The sequence below is a fragment of the Streptomyces sp. NRRL S-31 genome, assembly GCF_000718775.1.
In the GTDB taxonomy this organism is placed as follows: Bacteria; Actinomycetota; Actinomycetes; order Streptomycetales; family Streptomycetaceae; genus Streptomyces.
The window spans coordinates 1-21373 of the sequence record NZ_JOCB01000040.1 but is presented as its reverse complement, the minus strand read 5'-3'; the positions used below and the strand labels follow the sequence as shown (position 1 = coordinate 21373).

At 73.6% G+C, this 21373-nt stretch carries 17 protein-coding genes and 2 pseudogenes; 7 read left to right on the top strand and 12 right to left on the bottom strand.

All coding sequences use genetic code 11. From position 1 onward, the window contains the following. Positions 1 to 40: 40 nt before the first annotated feature. Together IF37_RS46385 and IF37_RS45820 are read left to right on the top strand one after the other, a co-directional pair. Positions 41 to 445, top strand: a pseudogene (locus tag IF37_RS46385) (RidA family protein); the annotation flags it as partial. Between the two features lie 51 nt (positions 446 to 496). Then, complete coding sequence (locus IF37_RS45820) at positions 497 to 949, top strand: GNAT family N-acetyltransferase (protein ID WP_030743158.1); 453 nt, start codon at positions 497 to 499, stop codon at positions 947 to 949. 93 nt (positions 950 to 1042) lie between these two features. On the opposite strand, the gene IF37_RS0117535 is transcribed toward IF37_RS45820, so the two are convergent. Next, positions 1043 to 1738, bottom strand: a complete 696-nt coding sequence (locus IF37_RS0117535; RefSeq protein WP_030743155.1) for a uracil-DNA glycosylase — start codon at positions 1736 to 1738, stop codon at positions 1043 to 1045. A 240-nt stretch (positions 1739 to 1978) separates the two neighbouring features. Between IF37_RS0117535 and IF37_RS0117530 the strand changes: the two genes are divergently transcribed. Further along, positions 1979 to 2764 carry an RNA-binding S4 domain-containing protein gene (locus IF37_RS0117530; RefSeq protein WP_030743153.1) on the top strand — a complete coding sequence of 262 codons (786 nt, stop codon included), beginning with the start codon at positions 1979 to 1981 and terminating at the stop codon, positions 2762 to 2764. 175 nt (positions 2765 to 2939) lie between these two features. Here the strand turns inward: IF37_RS0117530 and IF37_RS39490 are convergent. Beyond that, positions 2940 to 3399, bottom strand: a pseudogene (locus IF37_RS39490) (DoxX family protein). 115 nt (positions 3400 to 3514) lie between these two features. Next, on the bottom strand, positions 3515 to 4195 hold the full coding sequence (locus tag IF37_RS0117520) for a bifunctional 2-polyprenyl-6-hydroxyphenol methylase/3-demethylubiquinol 3-O-methyltransferase UbiG (RefSeq protein WP_030743150.1): 681 nt from the start codon (positions 4193 to 4195) through the stop codon (positions 3515 to 3517). A gap of 236 nt (positions 4196 to 4431) precedes the next feature. On the opposite strand from IF37_RS0117520, the gene IF37_RS0117515 reads away from it, so the two are divergent. Further along, positions 4432 to 4737: a DUF6343 family protein gene (locus tag IF37_RS0117515; protein ID WP_052845230.1), complete on the top strand. Its 306-nt coding sequence runs from the start codon at positions 4432 to 4434 to the stop codon at positions 4735 to 4737. Positions 4738 to 4816: 79 nt separating this feature from the next. Here the strand turns inward: IF37_RS0117515 and IF37_RS0117510 are convergent, their stop codons facing one another. The 4 genes from IF37_RS0117510 to rpsA all read right to left on the bottom strand — a co-directional run bounded on the left by IF37_RS0117510 (position 4817) and on the right by rpsA (position 8982). Beyond that, positions 4817 to 5197, bottom strand: coding sequence for a M48 family metallopeptidase (locus tag IF37_RS0117510; RefSeq protein ID WP_030743139.1), 381 nt, complete (start codon positions 5195 to 5197; stop codon positions 4817 to 4819). 49 nt (positions 5198 to 5246) lie between these two features. Continuing rightward, positions 5247 to 5861 (bottom strand): dephospho-CoA kinase, encoded by a 615-nt coding sequence (gene coaE / locus IF37_RS0117505; RefSeq protein ID WP_030743137.1) that lies wholly within the window; start codon positions 5859 to 5861, stop codon positions 5247 to 5249. A gap of 364 nt (positions 5862 to 6225) precedes the next feature. Beyond that, positions 6226 to 7164 carry a PAC2 family protein gene (locus tag IF37_RS0117500; protein WP_030743135.1) on the bottom strand — a complete coding sequence of 313 codons (939 nt, stop codon included), beginning with the start codon at positions 7162 to 7164 and terminating at the stop codon, positions 6226 to 6228. Positions 7165 to 7491: 327 nt separating this feature from the next. Then, positions 7492 to 8982 carry a 30S ribosomal protein S1 gene (gene rpsA, locus IF37_RS0117495; RefSeq protein ID WP_030743133.1) on the bottom strand — a complete coding sequence of 497 codons (1491 nt, stop codon included), beginning with the start codon at positions 8980 to 8982 and terminating at the stop codon, positions 7492 to 7494. Positions 8983 to 9218: 236 nt separating this feature from the next. On the opposite strand from rpsA, the gene IF37_RS0117490 reads away from it, so the two are divergent. Beyond that, positions 9219 to 10190 carry a class I SAM-dependent methyltransferase gene (locus tag IF37_RS0117490; protein WP_253915792.1) on the top strand — a complete coding sequence of 324 codons (972 nt, stop codon included), beginning with the start codon at positions 9219 to 9221 and terminating at the stop codon, positions 10188 to 10190. A 177-nt stretch (positions 10191 to 10367) separates the two neighbouring features. Then, on the top strand, positions 10368 to 13031 hold the full coding sequence (locus IF37_RS0117485) for an ATP-dependent RNA helicase (protein ID WP_030743130.1): 2664 nt from the start codon (positions 10368 to 10370) through the stop codon (positions 13029 to 13031). Here the strand turns inward: IF37_RS0117485 and IF37_RS0117480 are convergent. From IF37_RS0117480 to IF37_RS0117470, 3 genes are all read right to left on the bottom strand, one after another. Continuing rightward, positions 13021 to 14013 (bottom strand): DUF3068 domain-containing protein, encoded by a 993-nt coding sequence (locus tag IF37_RS0117480; RefSeq protein ID WP_030743128.1) that lies wholly within the window; start codon positions 14011 to 14013, stop codon positions 13021 to 13023. The genes IF37_RS0117485 and IF37_RS0117480 overlap by 11 nt on opposite strands. A 27-nt stretch (positions 14014 to 14040) precedes the next feature. Continuing rightward, positions 14041 to 14175, bottom strand: a complete 135-nt coding sequence (locus IF37_RS43635; protein WP_106981795.1) for an SPW_0924 family protein — start codon at positions 14173 to 14175, stop codon at positions 14041 to 14043. 165 nt (positions 14176 to 14340) lie between these two features. After that, positions 14341 to 16128: a lytic transglycosylase domain-containing protein gene (locus IF37_RS0117470; protein ID WP_030743126.1), complete on the bottom strand. Its 1788-nt coding sequence runs from the start codon at positions 16126 to 16128 to the stop codon at positions 14341 to 14343. 317 nt (positions 16129 to 16445) lie between these two features. Here IF37_RS0117470 and IF37_RS0117465 point away from each other — a divergent pair, with 317 nt between their 5' ends. Continuing rightward, positions 16446 to 17306 (top strand): DUF4184 family protein, encoded by an 861-nt coding sequence (locus IF37_RS0117465; protein ID WP_030743125.1) that lies wholly within the window; start codon positions 16446 to 16448, stop codon positions 17304 to 17306. Here IF37_RS0117465 and IF37_RS42215 read toward each other — a convergent pair. Together IF37_RS42215 and polA are read right to left on the bottom strand one after the other, a co-directional pair. Next, complete coding sequence (locus IF37_RS42215) at positions 17224 to 17625, bottom strand: hypothetical protein (protein WP_173456877.1); 402 nt, start codon at positions 17623 to 17625, stop codon at positions 17224 to 17226. The two genes, IF37_RS0117465 and IF37_RS42215, sit on opposite strands and share 83 nt — an antisense overlap. 815 nt (positions 17626 to 18440) lie before the next feature. Then, positions 18441 to 21167, bottom strand: coding sequence for a DNA polymerase I (gene polA, locus IF37_RS0117455; protein ID WP_030743121.1), 2727 nt, complete (start codon positions 21165 to 21167; stop codon positions 18441 to 18443). Positions 21168 to 21373 lie beyond the last annotated feature (206 nt).

Here is a 21373-nt window from a genome sequence, read left to right as displayed (position 1 = left end):
TCGAAGACGCTGTCCACCGACCCCACCAGGAGCCGCTTCCGTGATCCGGCGTGTGACCGCCCCCGCCCTCTTCCCTCCGCCCTCCTACTCCCACGTCTCCGTCGTCGAGGCCGGAACGCGGCTCGCCTTCCTCGCGGGGGCGGTGCCGCTCACCGCCGACGGCGAGTTGGTGGGACCGGGCGATCCCGTGCGCCAGGCCGAGCAGGTGATCGCCAATCTGCGCGAGCAGCTGCGGGCGGTCGGCAGCGATCTGGAGCACGTGCTGGTGACGGAGGTGTACGTGGTCGCCGACGAGCCGGCGACGCTCTCCGAGGTGTGGAAGGTGGTCGAGGCGTCGGGCCTGAGCAGGGGACCGCACTCGTCGACGCTGCTCGGGGTCTCCTGTCTCGGGTACACCGGTCAGCTCGTGGAGATCACGGCGACGGCCGCGGTGCCGGATCGGGCGGAGCGGCGATCGGCGACGTCGGCAGAGCCGGAACCGGCGGAGCGGCGACCGGTGGCGGACACGGTCGTGCTCCGCCGGGCGGGGACGGCGGACGCCGGCGCCGCCGCCGACGTCTGGCTGCGGTCCTTCGCCACCGCCCTGCCCACGGTCGGCCGGGCCCACTCGGACGACGAGGTACGGGCGTACTTCCGGGACGTGGTGGTGCCGTCGCGCGAGACCTGGGTCGCCGACACGGACGGGGACGTGGTCGGTCTGATGGTGCTGGGCGACGACGAGCTGTCCCAGCTCTACCTCGCCCCCGACTGGCGGGGCCGTGGCCTCGGCGACCGGTTCGTGGCCCTGGCCAAGGAGCGCCGGCCGCAGGGCCTCACCCTCTGGACCTTCCAGGTCAACGCCCCCGCGCACCGTTTCTACGAGCGGCACGGTTTCGTCGCCGCCGAGTACACCGACGGCAGCGGCAACGAGGAGCGGGAGCCGGACGTCCGGTATGTGTGGCGGCCGTGACCGCCGCCTGCTGATGACGGGCGGACGGTCGGCTGTCGGCAGCCGGGGTGTCGGGTTGTCGGGTTGTCGGTGGACCCTGACGATGCCGGTGCGCTACGGCAGTCCGGCCGCGTCCGCCGCCGTGCGCAGGACCTCGCGCAGCATCTCCGTGGTCAGCCGCCCCGTGAAGGTGTTGCGCTGGCTGACGTGGAAGCAGCCGAAGAGTTCCAGGCCGTCGAGCGCGACCCGGGTGCCATGTGCGAAGGCGGGGCGGGGGCGGGGCACGGTCCAGCCCGCCTCCGCGAACGCAGGCAGCGCCGCCTGCCAGCCGAAGGCGCCCAGGACGACCGCGGCGCGCACCGTCGGCCGGAGCAACGTCAGCTCCTGGACCAGCCAGGGGCGGCAGGTGTCCCGCTCCCCCGGCGTCGGCTTGTTGGCGGGCGGGGCGCAGTGCACGGGTGCCGTGACCCGCACGCCGTACAGCTCCAGACCGTCGTCGGCGCTGGCCGAGGTGGGCTGCGAGGCGAGGCCCACGTCGTAGAGGGCCTGGTAGAGCACGTCTCCCGAGCGGTCACCGGTGAACATGCGGCCGGTGCGGTTGCCGCCGTGCGCGGCCGGGGCCAGGCCGATGATCACCAGTCGGGCATCGGCCGGTCCGAAACCGGGCACGGGCCGCCCCCAGTACGTCCAGTCGGCGAACGCGGCCCGCTTGGTGCGGGCCACCTCCTCACGCCAGTCGACCAGCCGGGGACAGGCCCGGCAGTCGGCGACGAGCCGGTCGAGCCGGGCGAGGGCGCTGGTGTCGTCCATACCGCCACCGTATGCCCCGGCGAGCCCGGGGAATGCGCTGCCAGTGCCATGAAGCCGCAGATCAGGAGGCCACTGGGAGGTCGGCCGCATACGGCCACAGCCCTGTCGTCCACTCGGTGTCCGGTTCGGCGGCGCGGCCGGCACCGGGGCGATCCGGCCGGGCCGAGGCGCGCGGACGTCTCGCGGGAGCCCGGTGAAAACACTTCCGGCTCAGCGGTCCCGGGGCGTTAAGGTCGGGACATGGCTTCCGAGGATGCGGACGAGAACGTGGACCGTGGAACGGGCGAGGAGTCCGGCACGGCGAGCGACGGGGCGGACGGGACGGGTTCCGCTCCCGCTTCCGCTGCCGCTACGCAACCGCTCGACCCCAAGATCGCCGCCGCGGTGGCCGCGGCCGAGGCCGCCGGGCCCGCCAACGGCGAGACCGTCCGCATCGACAGCTGGATCTGGGCCGTGCGCCTGATCAAGACGCGTTCCCTGGGCGCCACCGCGTGCCGGGGCGGACACGTGCACGTGAACGGCGAGCGGGTGAAGCCCGCGTACTCGGTGCGCGTCGGCGACGAGGTACGGCTGCGGCACGAGGGCCGGGAGCGGGTCGTGATCGTCAAGCGCCTGATCCGCAAGCGGGTCGGGGCGCCCGTGGCCGTGCAGTGCTACATCGACAACTCGCCGCCGCCTCCGCCCCGTGAGGCGATCGCCCCCGCCGGGCTCCGCGACCGGGGCGCGGGCCGTCCCACCAAGCGGGACCGCCGCGAACTGGAGCGCCTGCGCGGCCTCGGGGGCCTCGGCGCCCCTGGAGGCTTCGCCCGCTACGGCGGCCCCGGCACCCCCGGTGGCCGTGGCGGAGCCGGCTCCCCGGGTGGTCGGGGCGGGACCGGAACCGGCTCCCCGGGCGGGGCCGGCGGTCGGCGCGGGCGGCGCGGCTCCGACACGGCTGGCGGGCATGACGCATCCGGTGGACCCGGTGGCTCCGGGCTCGGTGGCTCCGGGCACGGTGGCTCCGGCGGGCGTTCGCGCGGGCGGTGAGCCAACGGGCCCGCACCGTCGACGGCGGCCCGCGCCAACGACGGTGAGGATCGCGCCCGTGACGGCGGGAGTCCACCCGCGACGGTGGGCCCTGCACCAGAGACGGGGTCCAGGGTCCGCCACACCGGGACCGGAACAGGGGCCGACCGGCGGCCGTGGCGCTCCTCGCAGGGGTTCAGCCTCGGCGAAGGATCCGCAGCAGGGCCGTGTTGTGGGACCGGCGAGTCCACGCGATCAGGGCGAGCGGGACGATCAGGATCAGCGGGGTCGCCGCGTTCTGGCCGTCGAACGCGGTGAGCTGGACGATGAACGCTCCCACCATGAGCACGCCGAGGGCGATCGCCGCCACGGATTGCAGCACCGGGATCAACAGCGCGACCGCACCGGCCAGTTCGAGCGCGCCGATGGTGTACATGGCCCCGCTGCCCCAGCCCATGCGGTCGAAGGACTCGACGGCCGTCGGGTGTGCCATGAGCTTGGGCAGGGCGCTCGCCGTGCCGTAGAAGAGGGCGAGCAGCACCTGCACGGCCCGCAGGGCGACCCAGGGCTCCGCGTCGCGCCCGGCCCGTGCGGGAACGGGCGGAAGCGGCGGACATCGTGGCGCCGGCGCCGAGGGAAGCGGTGGTCTCGGACATGGGGGTCTCCTGGTGAAGCGGTCCCGATTGCTTTCACCGAGACAGACCGGTCCGGAGCCGAGAAGTCATCGCCGTATCGGAGGCGGATCACGGGGTTCGTCGAGCCCGGTCTCCGTCACTCCACGGGCACTGCCCTCACCCACATCCCGTCCGGTGTCAGATACGCGTCCACCTCCAGTCCCGCTTCCGCCAGCGCCGACTCGAACTGCTCCTTCGTCAGCGGTCTGGCGAGGAACGTCTGCGTCCAGGCCGCGTCCGGGAACTCGTACTCCGCGCGGACCGAGTTCACCCCGTCCCCGGCAGGCTCCACCGAGGCGATCCGGACGGTGAAGCCGCTTGGGTCGACCCGCTCCCGGGGCACATCGGTGTGGTAGTCCGGGCCCTCCCGCTGAATGAGCACGCAGCCGCCCTCGGCCACATGCCGGGCGCAGGCGCGCAGCATGCCCCTGCGCACCTCCTCGTCACCGGCGTGCACCAGGAACGAGGCGAGCAGCACCACGTCGAACGTCTCGCCCAGGTCGAGGTGTTCGATCCGAGCGCATATCGTGCGGGCCCCGCGGACCCTGGCCAGCATGTCGGCGGACTCGTCCACCGCCGTGACCGTGAAGCCTCGCTCCAGGAGGGGGTGGGTGACCCGGCCCACCCCGCTGCCCAGCTCCAGGACCCGTGCCCCGGCCGGTACCGCCGCGGCGATGATGTCCGGTTCGTCGCCCACCGGCAGCCGTGCGTACAGCTCGACCGCGCAGCCGTCGGGGGTGAGCGCCCCAGGCCCCGTGCCCTCGTATCCCTCACGCATCGCGATTCCCATGCCCGGACAACGGCCGGTCCCCGCACGCCCGTTCCCCTCCTGCCACGGTTCACTCGTTCGAGGTATCCGGGTCGGAACGGGAACCACCCCGTCGGGCACCACTCCACCGAACCCCGCCCCACCGAACGCCGCCCCGTCGAGCGCCGCCCCGTCGAACCCCGCCCCGTCGAGCGTTGGTGCGCGTCGTCGTCGGAGAGTACGTTGCAAGCAGGAGTGGTGGTCCGATGCGTACGGGCAGTGAACCGGCGACCGCGCGCAGTGCCCTGCGGGCGCGGTTCTGGCTGAGCGTGTGGGGACTGGTGTGGGCGGTCTTCGGCACGGCGGCGTTCGCGCTGGCCGGGCGCCTGGGCTGGGCGGTGGCGTGCGGGGTGCTGTGGCTGGTGGTCACCGCCGATCTGGCCATGATCCTCCGGCACATGCGGCAGGGGCCGCACTACCAGCCGGGCCGTGACGTACCGCCGTACCCGCCGCCGGAGGGCGGACCGTACCCGCGACGGCCACGGTCACGACCACGACACCGTCACCCGTGAGCGGGCGGCCCGGTCCGGACATGAGCGGGCAGTCCGGTCCGGACGTGAGCGCCGGGCGCACCCCTGCTCGCCGCGCCCGTCAGTCCTCGAACCGGGCCGCCTTCAGGTACTCGGGGTTGGGGTCCAGCGCGGCGGCCAGCCGGAAGTGGCGCTTGGCCTGGTCGGGCCGGCCCTGACGCTCGTAGGTGCGGGCCAGGGCGAAGTGCGCGAACGCGTTGTCCGGCTCACGCTCCAGCACGATGGTGAACTCCAGCTCGGCGGGCCGCAGTTGCGCCGCGGCGAAGAAGGCACGCGCGCGCAGCAGCCGGGCGGCGGTGTTCTCGGGGTGCGCGGCGATGACTCCGTCGAGCAGCTTCACCGCGCCCCGCGGGTCCCGTGCGTTGAGCAGTTGCTCGGCCGCACGGAAGTCGATGACATGCGTTTCCGGAGTACGTCCGGTGGAACCGCTGGTCTCGGGCACGGCTGATTCCTTCCCTTGCTTCCGGGCTTCAACGCCCCGAGGCAGGCGGCTATTCCGCGCCGGGACCGCTCCGCGCCCGGCGGAGGAGGCCGTCCCACAACTCGGCGACGCGCTCGCGCAGCGCGTCCAGGGGCACGTCGTTGTCGATGAGGACGTCCGCGATCTCCCGGCGCTGCTCCCGCGTCGCCTGCGCGGCCATGCGCGCGCGGGCGTCCTCCTCGGTCATCCCGCGCAGCCGTACCAGCCGGTCGAGCTGGGTTCCGGGACTCGCGTCCACGACGATCACGACGTCGTAGAGGGGTGCCAGACCGTTCTCGGTGAGCAGGGGCACGTCGTGGACCACCACGGCGTCCTCGGCGGCGGCGCTCTCCAGCTCGCGGGAACGGGTGCGCACCAGGGGGTGCACGATCGAGTTGAGGACGGCGAGCTTCTCGGGATCGGCGAAGACGATGGAACCGAGCCGGGGCCGGTCCAGGCTGCCGTCGGCGGCGAGGACGTCCGGGCCGAACGCCTCGACCACGGCCGCCAGACCGGGAGTGCCGGGCGCCACGACTTCACGTGCGATGCGGTCGGCGTCGATCAGCACCGCTCCGTGCTCCACGAGCAGCCGCGACACCTCGCTCTTGCCGGCGCCGATCCCGCCGGTCAGGCCCACTGTCAGCATGGGCGGAAGCCTAGACGCCGCACCGCGCGACCGGTCGGGCAGGTGGGCAGGTGCGGATGGGGGGGCATTGACGGACCTCCGGGCGGCAGGCGCCGGCCGGACCCTTCCGGGGGGCGGACAAGCCGGTCCATGCCGGGCGTCCTCGCCCTCTCGTCCGGGTATCGGCCGGATCCGGGCCGGGCGGGGAGGTGCCCACCCCCGCGTTGCGGCCGAGCCACGGATCACCGGCGCCCGGGCCCCGGAGGAGCGGACGGAACACCACGGCTGCACGCCGAGCGTGCCACCCGGGAGACACGGGGCTCCCAAGCTCACGGGCTGGCGGGCTGGCGGGCTGGCGGGCTGGCGGGACACGCGTCCCCGCGGGTCAGTTGTCGCCCTCGCGCTCCGCCAGGAACCGCTCGAACTCCTGCCCGATCTCGTCGGCCGACGGGATCTCCACCGGCTCGGCCAGCATGTTGCCCCGGGTCTCGGCGCCCGCCGCTGCGTCGTACTGGTGCTCCAAGCCCTGGACGAGCGCGGTCAGCTCCTCGTCGCCCTCCTGGATCTGGCGGTCGATCTCGGTCTGGGTGCGGTGCGCGTCCGTGCGCAGCGCGTGGGCCACACCGGGCAGCACCAGACCGGTGGCGGCCGTGATGGCCTCCAGGACGGTGAGGGCGGCGTCCGGGTACGCGGAGCGGGCGATGTAGTGCGGGACGTGCGCGGCGACGCCCAGCACGTCGTGCCCGGCCTCCATGAGGCGGTACTCGACCAGGGACTCGGCGCTGCCGGGCACCTGTGCCTCCTCGAAGGGGCTGCGGTGGCCCGGGACGAGGTCGGTGCGGTTGCCGTGCGGGGTCAGCCCGACCGGGCGGGTGTGCGGAACGCCCATGGGGATGCCATGGAAGTTCACCGACAGGCGCACGCCGAGCCGCTCCACCATCTGCCGCACCGCCGCCGCGAACCGCTCCCACTCCACGTCCGGCTCGGGGCCGGACAGCAGCAGGAACGGGGCACCGGTGGTGTCCTGGACGAGATGGACCTCGATGGCCGGGACCTCGTAGTCGGTCCAGCGGTCCCGTTTGAAGGTCAGCAGCGGCCGACGGGCCCGGTAGTCGACGAGCCTGTCGTGGTCGAACCGGGCCACGAGCTGGTGGGGCAGTGAGTCGAGCAGCCGGTCGACGATCTGGTCGCCGGTCTCACCCGCGTCGATGTATCCGTCGAAGTGGTAGAGCATGACAAGGCCGGCCGACTCCTGGGCGAGCGCCATGTCGACAACGGCGAGGCCCTTCGGCTCCCATGCGTACAAACCCTGCGGATCAAGCACTGTGACCGCTCCTCCTCCTGTTCCCCCTCGACAACGTGCCCCGGAACAGGGGAATTCCCGCGACACGCCGCTGATCTGGGATCTCTTGCGGGATATCTTGACGCCTCGTCACCTGATCCGTACCTTCACCGCCACCGACGTTCACGTCGGCGTCCTCTGTTCAGACAGGCGAAGCGGTCTGGACCAACCGGTGCGCGCATCATCGGCAACACCTTCGACGACAGCGGCCTGACCGGTGCCGATTCGGGTCCGGGAAGCCCTGAGGGGCCGTACCTCGAAAGGTACGGCCCCTCATGCAGCTATCGGCTGAGCCTCAAGCGGCAGCGATCAGCTCTGGCCGCCGGCCAGCTTCTCGCGCAGCGCGGCCAGCGCCTCGTCCGAGGCCAGCGCACCGGAGGTGTCCGCGCCCTCGGAGGAGTACGAACCGCCGGTCGCGGCCGGAGCCGCAGCCTCGCCGCCCTCGGCCTCGGCAGCCGCGTCGGCCTCGCGGGACTTGATGACCTGCTGCTGGTGCTGCTCGAAGCGGGACTGCGCCTCGGCGTACTGGCGCTCCCACTCCTCGCGCTGCTTCTCGTAGCCCTCGAGCCAGTCGTTGGTCTCGGGGTCGAAGCCCTCGGGGTAGATGTAGTTGCCCTGGTCGTCGTAGGACGCGGCCATACCGTACAGGGTCGGGTCGAACTCGACCGCCGACGGGTCGGCACCGAAGGACTCGTTGGCCTGCTTCAGCGAGAGGCTGATGCGACGACGCTCGAGGTCGATGTCGATGACCTTGACGAAGATCTCGTCGTTGACCTGGACGACCTGCTCCGGGATCTCCACGTGGCGCTCGGCCAGCTCGGAGATGTGGACCAGACCCTCGATGCCCTCGTCCACGCGGACGAACGCACCGAACGGCACCAGCTTCGTGACCTTGCCGGGCACGACCTGGCCGATCTGGTGGGTGCGGGCGAACTGCTGCCACGGGTCTTCCTGGGTCGCCTTCAGCGACAGGGAGACGCGCTCGCGGTCCATGTCGACGTCGAGGACCTCGACGGTGACCTCCTGGCCGACCTCGACGACCTCGGAGGGGTGGTCGATGTGCTTCCAGGACAGCTCGGAGACGTGGACCAGACCGTCGACGCCACCCAGGTCCACGAAGGCACCGAAGTTGACGATCGAGGAGACCACACCGGAACGGACCTGACCCTTCTGGAGGGTCGTGAGGAACGTCTGGCGGACCTCGGACTGGGTCTGCTCCAGCCAGGCACGGCGGGACAGGACCACGTTGTTGCGGTTCTTGTCCAGCTCGATGATCTTCGCCTCGAGCTCCTTGCCGACGTACGGCTGGAGATCGCGGACGCGGCGCATCTCGACGAGGGAGGCCGGCAGGAAGCCACGGAGGCCGATGTCGAGGATGAGACCACCCTTGACGACCTCGATGACGGTACCGGTGACGATGCCGTCCTCTTCCTTGATCTTCTCGATGGTGCCCCAGGCACGCTCGTACTGGGCGCGCTTCTTCGAGAGGATCAGGCGGCCTTCCTTGTCCTCCTTCTGGAGGACCAGGGCCTCGATCTCGTCGCCGACGGCCACGACCTCGTTCGGGTCGACGTCGTGCTTGATCGAGAGCTCGCGGCTCGGGATGACACCTTCGGTCTTGTAACCGATGTCGAGCAGGACCTCGTCCCGGTCGACCTTCACGATGACGCCGTCGACGATGTCGCCGTCGTTGAAGTACTTGATCGTCTCGTCGATCGCTGCGAGGAAGGCTTCCTCGTTACCGATGTCGTTGACCGCAACCTGCGGGGTGGTGGCGGTGGTCTCGGTGCTGCTCGTCATGTGGGAAAGGGCTCCGGTACGGACATTGAAGTCGTAGGTACTGCTTACGCCGGGAGCCCGTTTCGCTCTGAAGAAGCCGGACAGCCAAGGAAGCGCCACCATGAAGGACACCGGGTGCCCGGTAGCGCCTCGACAACCGAGGGGACATACAACAGATGCGAGCGCAGCCTGCTACGTCTGAGGTGCGCAGGCCCGCAGCGCAACTTGTAGCATACGGGGGCAGCCGGGCAGGGTCAATGCGCGAAGGCGCACACCCGGGGCGGATCGCCGCAATCCCGGCAAGAAAAACCCCCGACAGGCCGCACGGGCCGACGGGATCTCCTCCGTACGGACCCCGGCGGGTTGGACGGAAGAGTACGACGAGGGAGCCGATCATCCAAGAGCCGGAAACGTACGACCCGGAGCACCCGGCGGGGTTCGAGCCGGAGGCCACCCGCCGTGACGCGGGCGTCACGGAGAGCACGCGTGCCAATCGGGGCTGGTGGGACCGTAACGCGGACGAGTACCAGATCGATCACGGCACGTTCCTCGGCGACGACCGCTTCGTCTGGGGCCCCGAGGGCCTGGACGAGACGGAGGCGGAGTTGCTGGGTCCCGCCGAGGAGCTGAAGGGCAGGGAGATCCTGGAGATCGGCGCGGGCGCTGCGCAGTGCTCCCGCTGGCTGGCCGCCCAGGGCGCGCGCCCGGTGGCCCTGGACCTCTCGCACCGCCAGCTCCAGCACGCGCTGCGGATCGGCGGATCGTTTCCGCTGGTCTGTGCCGACGCCGGCGCGCTGCCCTTCGCGGACGGCTCCTTCGACCTGGCGTGCTCGGCGTACGGTGCGCTGCCGTTCGTGGCCGACCCGCGGCTGGTGCTGCGCGAGGTGCGCCGGGTGCTGCGGCCGGGCGGCCGGTTCGTGTTCTCGGTGACGCATCCGATCCGCTGGGCGTTCCCGGACGAGCCGGGCCCCGAGGGCCTGTCGGTCTCCGCGTCCTACTTCGACCGCACGCCCTACGTGGAGCAGGACGAGGAGGGCCGCGCGGTCTACGTGGAGCACCACAGGACGCTCGGCGACCGGGTCCGGGACGTCGTGGCGTCCGGTTTCCGGCTGGTGGACCTGGTGGAACCGGAGTGGCCAGCCTGGAACACCTCGGAGTGGGGCGGCTGGTCCCCCCTGCGCGGGAACCTGATCCCGGGCACGGCGATCTTCGTGTGCGAGCGGGACTGACCCCACCGGACCCGTCCCCATGCTGGCGCGCGCGTCCCTACGCGTGCACGCGCGCGTGATGCACGCGCGCGTGCAGGCGTGTCCGGCGGTGGCGGGCCGGCGGTGGTCTGGGCGCTGTCGCCCGGATGTGCGCCCGCGCGCGTGGGGGCCGTCGTGCCGTCGTACGACACTGGGGGCGTGATCCGTGACGACGCCCTGGACGCGCTGCCCGTGCGCTCCGCCCTGCCCGCCCTGACCGACGCGCTGGAGAGGACCGGTACCGCCGTCCTGGTGGCGCCGCCCGGCACCGGCAAGACGACGCTGGTGCCGCTCGTGCTCGCGGGGCTGGCCGGGGACGGTCCCGAGCGGCGGGTCGTGGTGGCCGAGCCGCGGCGGATCGCGGCGCGGGCGGCGGCCCGGCGGATGGCGTGGCTGCTGGGCGAGAAGCCCGGCGGGAGCGTCGGCTTCACGGTGCGCGGCGAGCGGGTCGTGGGGCGGCACACGCGCGTGGAGGTCGTGACGACCGGTGTCCTGCTCCAGCGGCTCCAGCGCGACCAGGAGCTGGCCGGTACGGACGTCGTCGTCCTGGACGAGTGCCACGAGCGGCACCTGGACGCCGACACGGTGGCCGCGTTCCTGTGGGACGTCCGGCAGGCGCTGCGGCCGGAGCTGCGGCTGGTGGCCGCGTCGGCGACGACGGACGCCGCGGGGTGGGCTCGGCTGCTCGGCGGGGCGCCGGTGGTCGAGGCGGCGGGCACGGCGCACCCGGTGGAGGTGGTGTGGGCGCCCCCGGCCCGTCCGGTACGGCCGCCGCACGGGATGCGGGTGGATCCGGCGCTGCTCGGACACGTGGCGTCGCTGGTGCGGCGGGCGCTGGCCGAGCGGGACGGGGACGTGCTGTGCTTCCTGCCCGGTGTGGGCGAGATCGCGCGCGTGGCGGGGCTGCTGGGGGATCTCGGCGGCACGGAGGTGCTCCAGGTGCACGGACGGGCGCCGGCGGCGGTGCAGGAGGCGGTGCTGACCGCCGGACGGCGGCGCCGGGTGGTGCTGGCGACGTCCGTGGCCGAGTCGTCGCTGACCGTGCCCGGGGTGCGGGTGGTGGTCGACTCGGGACTGGCGCGGGAGCCGCGGGTGGACCACGCGCGCGGGCTGAGCGGGCTGACCACCGTGCGGGCGTCGCGGGCGGCGGGGCGGCAGCGGGCGGGGCGGGCCGGGCGGGAGGCGCCGGGAGCGGTGTACCGGTGCTGGACGGAGGCCGAGGACGGCCGTCTGCCGGCTTTTCCGGCGCCGGAGATCCAGGTGGCCGACCTGACCGCGTTCGCGCTCCAGGCGGCCTGCTGGGGCGATCCGGACGCCTCCGGGCTGGCGTTGCTGGATCCGCCGCCGGGCGGGGCGATGGCGGCGGCGCGCTCGGCGCTGACGGCGGTGGGAGCGGTGGATCCCGAGGGGCGGGCGACCCCGGTCGGTGCGCGGCTGGCGCGGCTGGGCGTGCACCCCCGGCTGGGGCGGGCCCTGCTGGACACGGGAGGTGCGGGTGCCGAGGTGGTGGCGCTGCTCTCCGAGGAGGTGCCGCGCGACTACGGGGACGATCTCGCCGGTGCGCTGCACCGGGCGCGGCGTGGGGGTGACGCGTACGGGGCGCGGTGGGCCGCCGAGGTGCGGCGGCTGAGGGCCGTCTCGGCGGACTCCTCCCGCCGGCCCGCCGGTGGCCGTCGGACGGACGGGACGGCCGGTGGCCGTGGGCCGGACGGAACCGCCGAAGACGACCGGACGGCTGGAACCGCCGAAGACCGCCGGACAGCCGGAGCCGCCGAAGACCGCCGGCCGGACGTGACCGCTGGTGACCGCCGGGGCGATGGGGCCGCCGCCGGAGCGGGCCGGGGTGCCGGTGACGACAGGCTCGCCGGGCTCGTCGCCGCGCTCGCGTTCCCCGAGCGGGTCGCCCGGCTCGATGGCGGTTCGTACCTGATGGCGTCCGGCACCCGGGCGGAGCTGCCCGGCGGGTCCGCTCTGCGCGGCGCCGACTGGATCGTCGTGGCCGTCGCCGACCGCCCCTCCGGCACGGGCCACGCGCGCGTGCTGCTCGGGGCCGCCGTCGACGAGGACGTGGCACGGGCCGCCGCCGGTGCGCTGCTGACGGAACGCGACGAGGTGCGCTGGTCCGACGGGGACGTCGTCGCCCGGCGTGTCGAGCGGCTGGGGGCGATCGAGCTGGCCGTGCGTCCGCTGACGGACGTCGATGCGGCCCTGGTACGCGCCGCACTGCTCGACGGGCTGCGGCGGGACGGGCTCGGGCTGCTGCGCTGGCCGGCTGAGGCGCGGGCGCTGCGGCAACGGCTGGCGTTCCTCCGGGCGCGTCTCGGGGAGCCATGGCCGGACGTCTCGGACGAGGCGCTGCACGCGCGCGTGGACGAGTGGCTGGAGCCGGAGCTGAGCCGGGCCCGGCGACGGGCCGATCTGGCCCGGGTGGACGCCGGGCAGGCACTCGCCCGGCTGCTGCCCTGGGCGAGCGGGGAGGCGGCCCGGCTGGACGAGCTGGCGCCCGAGCGGATCACCGTGCCGAGCGGGTCGAGGGTCCGGATCGACTACGGCGATCCCGGGCGGCCGGTCCTCGCCGTCAAGCTCCAGGAGATGTTCGGGCTGCGGGAGACGCCGGCCGTGGCGGGTGTGCCGCTGCTCGTGCACCTGCTCTCCCCCGCCGGGCGGCCCGCCGCCGTCACGGCCGACCTCGCGTCCTTCTGGGCGGACGGCTACCGGGCCGTCCGGGCGGAGCTGCGCGGCCGGTATCCCAAGCACCCGTGGCCCGAGGACCCGGCGACCGCCGAGCCGACCCGGCACACCAACGCGCGGCTCAGGCGCTGACCGGTCCGGGTTCCCCCGCCGGGGCGGGCGCGGGGTCCCGCGGGCGGCGGGCGCGGGCCTCCGGCCACAGGGAGAGGGCGAGCAGGGAGGTGCCGAGGGCGAGGAAGCCCCGGGGGGCGTGCGAGGTGAGGGCCAGGACGGCGGTGCGGTTGTGCCTGACCAGGGCGACCGTGTGCTCGATGTAGTCCTCGCGCATCTTCACGTGCCCGGCGAAGGCGGTGACCTTGGCGCGGCCGCCGAGCAGGGTGCCGCCGCGCAGTTCCTCGCGGTGGATCTCCTCGCCGTAGACGGGCGCCCCGGTGACCGGTTCGACCCAGAACCTGCGGACCGTGGCGTACCACCGGGTGGTGCCCGTCCGGGCGACCGTCTCGGGGGTGATGCCCCGCACGGGCATGGTCTTCGGCATGGGGACCTTGGTCCAGGGGATGGTCTGCTCGAAGCAGTAGACCGTCAGGCCGCGGAAGGTCCGGGTGCCCCCGTAGTGGATGGGGCTGGTGGTGCGGGTCTGCGCGTCGAAGTACTCGTAGTCCCGCCGCTGGGTCGGGAAGGGCCACTTGAACTCGATGCCCTGGCGTCTCACCGGGTCGCCGTCGACCGTCTCGCCGGTGGCGTGCACGGGGGCCTGGCTGTGGGCGTCGAAGATGTACCGTTCGGGCACCTTGGAGACCATCTTGCCGTCGGGGCCCTGGACGTAGGACAGGCCGTCCCAGACGGCGACCGGCCGTCCCGCCGTCCTCCCGATCCGCCGCGCGGCCTCCACGTCGCCCTTGAGGGTCTGCACGATGGTGACCTTGGGGACCTTCTTCGCGCGCATGGTGCCGTAGTCGAGGAGGGTGGCGCCCTCGGCCTCCAAAACCATGTCCTGGTACTGGTTCGGCGGGATGCGGGCCAGGCGCGGGAAGGCGTACCAGCGCAGCAGCGGGGACAGCGCCGCGCAGAACACGGCGCAGGCGAGCAGGACCAGGCTGGCCTTGCGGCGCATGCCGGCCTCCCTCCCGGACGGGCGCGGCTACGGGTGCGGGGGCACCGTCGTCAGCAGCGGCTTGGGGGACTGAGGGCCCGTCGGCGAGCCCAGCGCGCTGATCCCGACGACCAGCAGGAGCGCGAGGGCGAGACCGGTCGCGGCGGCGAGCAGGGCGCGCATGCGGGGCCTCCCGGCGGGCGGTCGGGTCCTGGGGACCTGACGGGTTCCTGATGGAGCGTCAGGTCCGGCACCGTAGCAACGCGCGCGCGAGATGAGAACAGCGGTGCACGCGACGGACGAGGGCGCCCCTCCCGCCGTGAGCGGAAGGGGCGCCCTGGTGTGCCGTCAGGAGGAGGCGGACGGGCTCGGCAACGGAAGCTCCGGCGCGCTGGTGGCGGCTGCCACCTTCAGCTCCACGTTGAGCGTCGCGCCGCCCGTGGTGGTGATCCGGAGCAGGAAGGTGCCGGTGGTGGTGTCGGCGTACAGTTTGGGCAGCGTGAGCAGGCCCTTGGCGTCCGTCCGGAGGCCGGTGAGGGTGCGTACGGCCTTGCCGTCGGCGTCCTTGAAGAACGGGCCCTCGCTGTTCTCCGTGGCGTCCAGCGCGGACGTGACCAGCGTGGCGGTGGCCGCCACCCCGTCCGCGACGGCGCCCTTGTACGTCGCCTTCACCTGGACCCGGTCGGCGAACTCGCCGCCCGGCGTGCAGGTCAGCGGGGTGTCGCTGGTGCGGGCCAGGAGGTCGGCGGCGCGCGCGGTGACGGTCGCCGTGTAGTCGACGCCCTTGAGCGTGCGGCCCACGACGGCCGCGGTGACCTTGAAGTCGCCGGTCTTCTCGCCGGCCTGGAGCGCCGGCGCCAGCGCCACGCCCTTGTCGTCGGTGGCGACCGTGGCCACGGTCTCGCCGCCGGCGAAGGTGGCGTCCGTGTCACCGGTGATGGTGAACCGGACCCGGACCTTGGCCACGGACTTGCCGACCTTGGTCTCGGCGCGGGTGCCGATGCGCTCGGTGAAGGCGTCGCCGGCCATCGCGGTGAGCTGCCGGGTGCCCGCGTCCCTGAGGTGGTCCACCAGGTCGGTCGGGGTCGGCGGGGTCGTCGGCGGGACGGGCGGCTTCGGCGGCTCGGGGGTGGGGGTCCCGGATCCCCCGTTCCCGCCGTGCTCGCCTCCGCCGTTGTGGTCGCCGTCCTTGCCGCCGCCGTCCTTGCCGCCGCCGTCCGCGGGCTTGTGCGGCTTGGGGTCCGGCTTGGTCGTCGGCGGGTGGGAGGGGCGCGGGGACGTGGTGGGGTCCTCGTCGCTGCGGTGCCCGGGCAGACCGCCGGAGCCGTCGGGGACGGAGTGGGAGCCCTTGCGGTAGTACTCCATCCAGTTCAGGACCAGGTTGAGGTAGTCCTGCGAGTTGTTGTAGCTGAGGATCGCGCTGTGCAGGTCGCCCTCGCGGGACAGGTCCCAGTCGTTGCGGCACAGGTAATGGCCCGCGGCGAGCGCCGCGTCGTAGACGTTGTTCGGGTCCTTCTTGCCGTCCCCGTTGCCGTCGCGGCCGGCCCACGCCCAGGTGGACGGGATGAACTGCATGGGGCCGACGGCCTGGTCGTAGTCGCTGTTGCCGTCGTAGGCGCCGTTGTCGGTGTCCGGGATGAGCGCGAAGCCGTTGCCGTCGAGCTGCGGGCCCAGGATCCGGCGCAGCGTGGTGCCGTCGGCGTCGACCTGCCCGCCGCGCGCCTGGCCCGACTCGACGTTGCCGATGGCGGCCAGCAGTTGCCAGGGCAGGTTGCAGCCGGGCTTGGCGGAGCGCAGTTCGGCCGCGGCCTTCCGGTACGCGTCGAGGACCGTCGCCGGGATGCCGGCCTCGCCCTCGGCCCGGGTGACCGGGGTGCCGACGCTCGGCGAGGCGCTGGGCGCCGGGCTCTTCAGCGGCGGCAGGTCCGTGTAGTAGGGCGAGTTGCCGGTGGCGTTGGCGCCGGCATTGGCGTCGCCTTCCGGTACGGAGGTCGCGGCGCCGGCCGTCGTCGGTCTGTCGGGCTCGTCGCCGGCCGCTACCGGTGCCTGGGACGCGGAGAGAGCCGCGACCGCCGCCGCGGCCACGGCGGTGGTCGCCGCTCCCTTGCGCAGCCGCCTGCCGAAATGCGCCGCCATAGAGTGAACCCCTCCTGTGGACGCCCGCGCGTCCGTCTCCGTCTGTGCTGCCTCGCTCTGGTGGGACGGTTGACCCGGTGCTTCGGTTGCCCCTGTTCCGCCTCTGCCTCCGTACGCCGTGCGTACGACCGTGCGCCCGGTACGGGGACCCAGGTGACCCTACGACAACTTGCTGTGATCGGGCACCTGTTGGCGCCCCGATTTCACCGGTTGGCCAACTGTCGTTGCCGCGGATGCCCCAGGACGGCGTCACGCATACTGGGCGGACCTGATTCACCGGCGCCGGAGTACGGGCCGCGAACGTCCGGGAGGCCTGGGTGCCGTTCACTCTCAGTCATGCGGCGGCCGTGCTGCCGGCGGTCCGCCGGGACGGGTCCGGCCGGGGCCGGCTGGTGCCCGTGTTGCTCGTCACGGGGTCCTTCGCTCCCGACCTGCCCTACTACGCGGCCGGTGTCCTGCCGGGCGGGATGGAGTTCGGCACGGTCACGCACGCGTTCACCGGGGTCATCACGGTCGACGTGTTCCTCGCCTGCGCCCTGGCGGGGCTGTGGCTGCTGGTCCGGGAGCCGTCGGTGGCGTTGCTGCCCCGGGCGTGGCAGGACCGGCCGGCCGCCCTGCTGTGCTGCGGGACGCCACGCGGGCGCGTGCGGGCCGCGTCGGCGGGGTGGTGGTACGCGTCGGCGGTGCTCGGCGCGCTCACCCATGTGGTGTGGGACGCGTTCACCCATCACGACCGGTGGGGCTCACGGCTGTTTCCGGCCATCGGACGGGACCGCCCGGCGGGCGTGCCGCTGTTCACCTGGCTCCAGTACGGGTCGTCCGTGACGGGTGCCGTGCTGATCGCGGTGTTCGTGGCGCGTGCGCTGCGGCGGGCGCCGGGCGGGGTGCCGACGGGGGTGCCGGAGCTGTCCGTGCGGGACCGGTGGTGGTCGTTCGCGGTGATCGGCGGCTGTGCGCTGGCCGCGGCGGCGCAGCGGACGGCGCGCTGGCGGGAGCGGGGCGGTACGGCGGCGCGGCCCTGGGAACTGGTGCCCACCCTGTGCTTCGGCGTGGGCGCGGGAGTGGTCGCGGGGTTGCTGCTCTACGCCGTGGCGGTCAGGCTCTGGCGTCCGGCCGCTGGTCCCGGGGGCCGCGCCGAGGTGGTCGGTGCGGGCCGGGGGCGGCCGGTCGCTCGGTGAGGGACGCCACGAAGACCGTGAGTTCGCGCCGGGGGCGTGATCGCGGGACCAGGGTGAGGGTGAGGGCGAGGTAGCCGCGGGCCAGGTCGGCCCACTGGCGCCAGTCCGGGACGCGGGCCGGGCGCCCGGCGAACCGGTGTCTCAGACCCCTGGTGGCGCCGCGGAACGTCGTGGCCGGGTCGGCCGGGATGCGGGCGGTGCTCGCGTCGGGCGCGAGGGCCGGGACCGGCGCGGCGGGCACGGCCTGCGCCGAGGCGGCGTCCGCCCAGAGCCCGGCGACTGCCACGGGCGTCCGGCGGTGAAGCGTGCGTATACCCATGCCCGCAGTGTTGCGGCTGCGGGGGGTCCGGGGCGTTTTGGCGGGGGCCACGAGAGTGACGGGTCCCCCGGGGGCCCGGCGTGCTTGCCGCGGGTGGGTGGGGCAGGGTCGGGTCCCGGACGCGACGGGTCCCGCGCCACCGCCGCCCACCGGCCCCGCGGGGTCGGTCGGCGTGGTTGCGCCGCGGCTCGCCGGCACCGCGAGGACCGGCCGACACCGCCGCGCCACCGACCTTCGCCTACCGGCACCGACACCGGCGCCGGCGCCGGCGCCGGCACGACGGAACCGGGCTGTCCTGCGAGGGAATCCGGCCGGGAGGCTGCCGGTGAAGGCTCTTGAGGCAGGCGACCGAGCCGTCCGGCAACAGGACCCGGTGCAGGCTCAGGCGGAGGCGTACGGCTGAGAGGGTCCGGTGATGCGGGCCGGTGGGGGCTCCCGCAGAGGCAACGGCTCAGGCATCCGGCAGCGGAACCCCGCAGGCGCCTCCCGCACAGGCGTACGACTAAGGGAGTCCGGCCAAGCAGGCCCGGTGAGGGCTCCCGCAGGCGCAACGGCTCAGGCCTCCGGCGGCGGAACCCGGCAGGCGCCTCCGGCACAGGCGTACGGCTGAGGGGGTCCGGCCAAGCAGGCCCGGTGAGGGCTCCCGCAGGCGCAACGGCTCAGGCCTCCGGCGGCGGAACCCGGCAGGCGCCTCCCGCACAGGCGTACGGCTGAGGGGGTCCGGTGGTGCGGGCCGGTGGGGGCTGGGGGCGGACGGAGGGGGCGCCGTCGCGAGGTGTTCGCCCCGACGCCCCCCTCCGTCCGTGTGCCGTCGGCTAGTGCGCGGCCGACTCCCAGTCCGGGCCCACGCCGACCGAGACGTCCAGCGGGGCCTTCAGCCGCACGGCGGCGGCCATCTCGCGGCGGACGATCTCCTCCACGGCCGTCCGCTCGCCGGGGGCGATCTCCAGGACGATTTCGTCGTGGACCTGGAGGAGCATGCGGGACCGGAGGTCCGCCGCCCGCAGGGCGCCGTCCACCTTGAGCATGGCGAGCTTGACGATGTCGGCCGCCGTGCCCTGGATGGGCGCGTTGAGGGCCATGCGCTCGGCCGCCTCACGGCGCTGGCGGTTGTCGCTGTTGAGGTCGGGCAGGTACCGGCGGCGGCCGAAGAGCGTCGCCGTGTAGCCGGTGGCCCGCGCCTCGTCGACCGCGCGGCGCAGATAGTCCCGGACGCCGCCGAAACGCTCGAAGTAGGCGTCCATGAGGGCGCGGGCCTCGGCCGCCTCGATGTTCAGCTGCTGGGAGAGGCCGAACGCGGACAGGCCGTAGGCGAGGCCGTACGACATCGCCTTGATCTTCCGCCGCATCTCCGCGTCCACCGCGCCGGGCTCGACGCCGAACACCTGGGAGGCGGCCGTGGTGTGCAGGTCCTCGCCCGAGGTGAACGCCCGGATCAGACCCTCGTCCTCGGAGAGGTGGGCCATCACGCGCAGTTCGATCTGGCTGTAGTCCGCGGTCATCAGGGACTCGAAGCCCTCGCCGACCACGAAGCCCCGGCGGATCGCCCGGCCCTCGTCGGTGCGGACCGGGATGTTCTGGAGGTTCGGGTCCGTGGAGGACAGGCGTCCGGTCGCGGCCACCGTCTGGTTGAAGGTGGTGTGGATCCGGCCGTCCGCCGCGATGGTCTTGATCAGGCCCTCGACCGTGACCCGGAGCTTCGCCTGCTCCCGGTGCCGGAGCATGATCACCGGCAGTTCGTTGTCGGTCTGGGTGGCGAGCCAGGCCAGGGCGTCGGCGTCGGTGGTGTAGCCGGTCTTGGTCTTCTTGGTCTTGGGCAGGGCCAGCTCGCCGAAGAGGACCTCCTGGAGCTGCTTGGGCGAGCCCAGGTTGAACTCATGGCCGGCCGCCGCGTGCGCCTCCTTCACGGCCTGCTGCACCGCGCCCGCGAACATCTGCTCCATCGATTCGAGGTGCGCCCGGTCGGCCGCGATGCCGTGCCGCTCCATGCGGGCGAGCAGTACGGAGGTCGGCAGCTCCATGTCCCGGAGCAGGTCGGCGGCGCCCACCTCCGCGAGACGCTCCCCGAAGGCCTCGCCCAGGTCGAGCACCGCGCGGGCCTGGATCATCAGGGCCTCGGCCTCGGCGCCGTCGTCCGCGCCGAAGGCCAGCTGGCCGTCGGCCGCGGCGGCGGGGGCCAGCTCGCGGTGCAGGTACTCCAGGGAGAGCGCGTCCAGGTCGAAGGAGCGGCGGCCCGGCTTGACCAGGTAGGCGGCGAGGGCGGTGTCCATGCCGACGCCCTCGATGCGCCAGCCGTGCTCGGCGAAGACGCGCATGGCGCCCTTGGCGTCGTGGAACACCTTGGGGCGGCCGGCGTCGGCCAGCCAGGCGGCGAACGCGGTCTCGTCGGCCTCGTCCAGTTCGGCCGGGTCGAACCAGGCCGCCGCTCCCCCGGCCGCGGCCAGGGCGACCTCGGCGACCGAGCCGGTGCCCAGCGCCCAGGTATCGACGGTGGCCACGCCCAATGGCCCGGTGCCGTGCTCGGCGAGCCAGGGGGCCAGCTCGCCGGTGCCCAGGACGCTGCCGTCGATCTCGACGCCGTCGGCGGCGACCGGGGCGGCCTCGGTCTCCTCCGCGCCCGGGTCGACGGCGAAGAGGCGTTCGCGCAGGGACGGGTTGCGGATCTCCAGGGTGTCCAGGACCATCGCGACGGCCTTGCGGTCGTACGGGGACCGCTCCAGGTCGGTGACCGCCTTCGGCAGCTCGACCCGCCGCTCCAGCTCGGTGAGCGCGCGGTTGAGCTTGACCGACTCCAGGTGGTCGCGGAGGTTCTGCCCGGCCTTGCCCTTGACCTCCTCGACCCGCTCGACCAGCTCGGCGAAGGAGCCGAACTGGTTGATCCACTTGGCGGCGGTCTTCTCGCCGACGCCGGGGATGCCGGGGAGGTTGTCGGACGGGTCGCCGCGCAGGGCCGCGAAGTCCGGGTACTGGGCGGGCGTCAAGCCGTACTTCTCGAGAACCTTCTCCGGGGTGAACCGGGTCAGCTCGGAGACGCCCTTCGTCGGGTAGAGCACGGTGGTGTGCTCGGTGACCAGCTGGAAGGAGTCGCGGTCCCCGGTGACGATCAGTACCTCGAAGCCCTCGGCCTCGGCCTGGGTGGCGAGGGTGGCGATGATGTCGTCCGCCTCGAACCCCTCCACGGCGAAGCGTTGCGCGTGCATCGCGTCGAGCAGCTCGCCGATCAGCTCGACCTGGCCCTTGAACTCGTCCGGCGTCTTGGAGCGGTTCGCCTTGTACTCGGTGAACCGCTCGGAGCGCCAGGTCTTGCGGGAGACGTCGAAGGCCACCGCGAAGTGCGTGGGCGCCTCGTCACGCAGGGTGTTGGCCAGCATCGACGCGAAGCCGTAGATCGCGTTCGTCGGCTGGCCGGTCGCGGTCGTGAAGTTCTCCGCGGGCAGCGCGAAGAACGCGCGGTAGGCCAGCGAGTGCCCGTCCATGAGCATCAGCCGGGGACGGGTCCCGCCGGGGGTCTTGTCGGTCTGCTTCGGTGCTGTCTTCGCCACGTCCCCGATCCTGCCACGCCGCACTGACACCGGGAGCCGGGCCACCGTGGGCCACCGGACCGTCACCCGGCGTGTCGCGGCGCCCATGCCCACGGGACCGGCGCGGCGCGGCGACCCACGCCCACGGGCCCCGCGCGGCGCGATGACCCGCCCGCCCGCGGACCCGGCTCAGCGCGGTGGCCCGCGCCCGCGGGACGGCTCGGCGG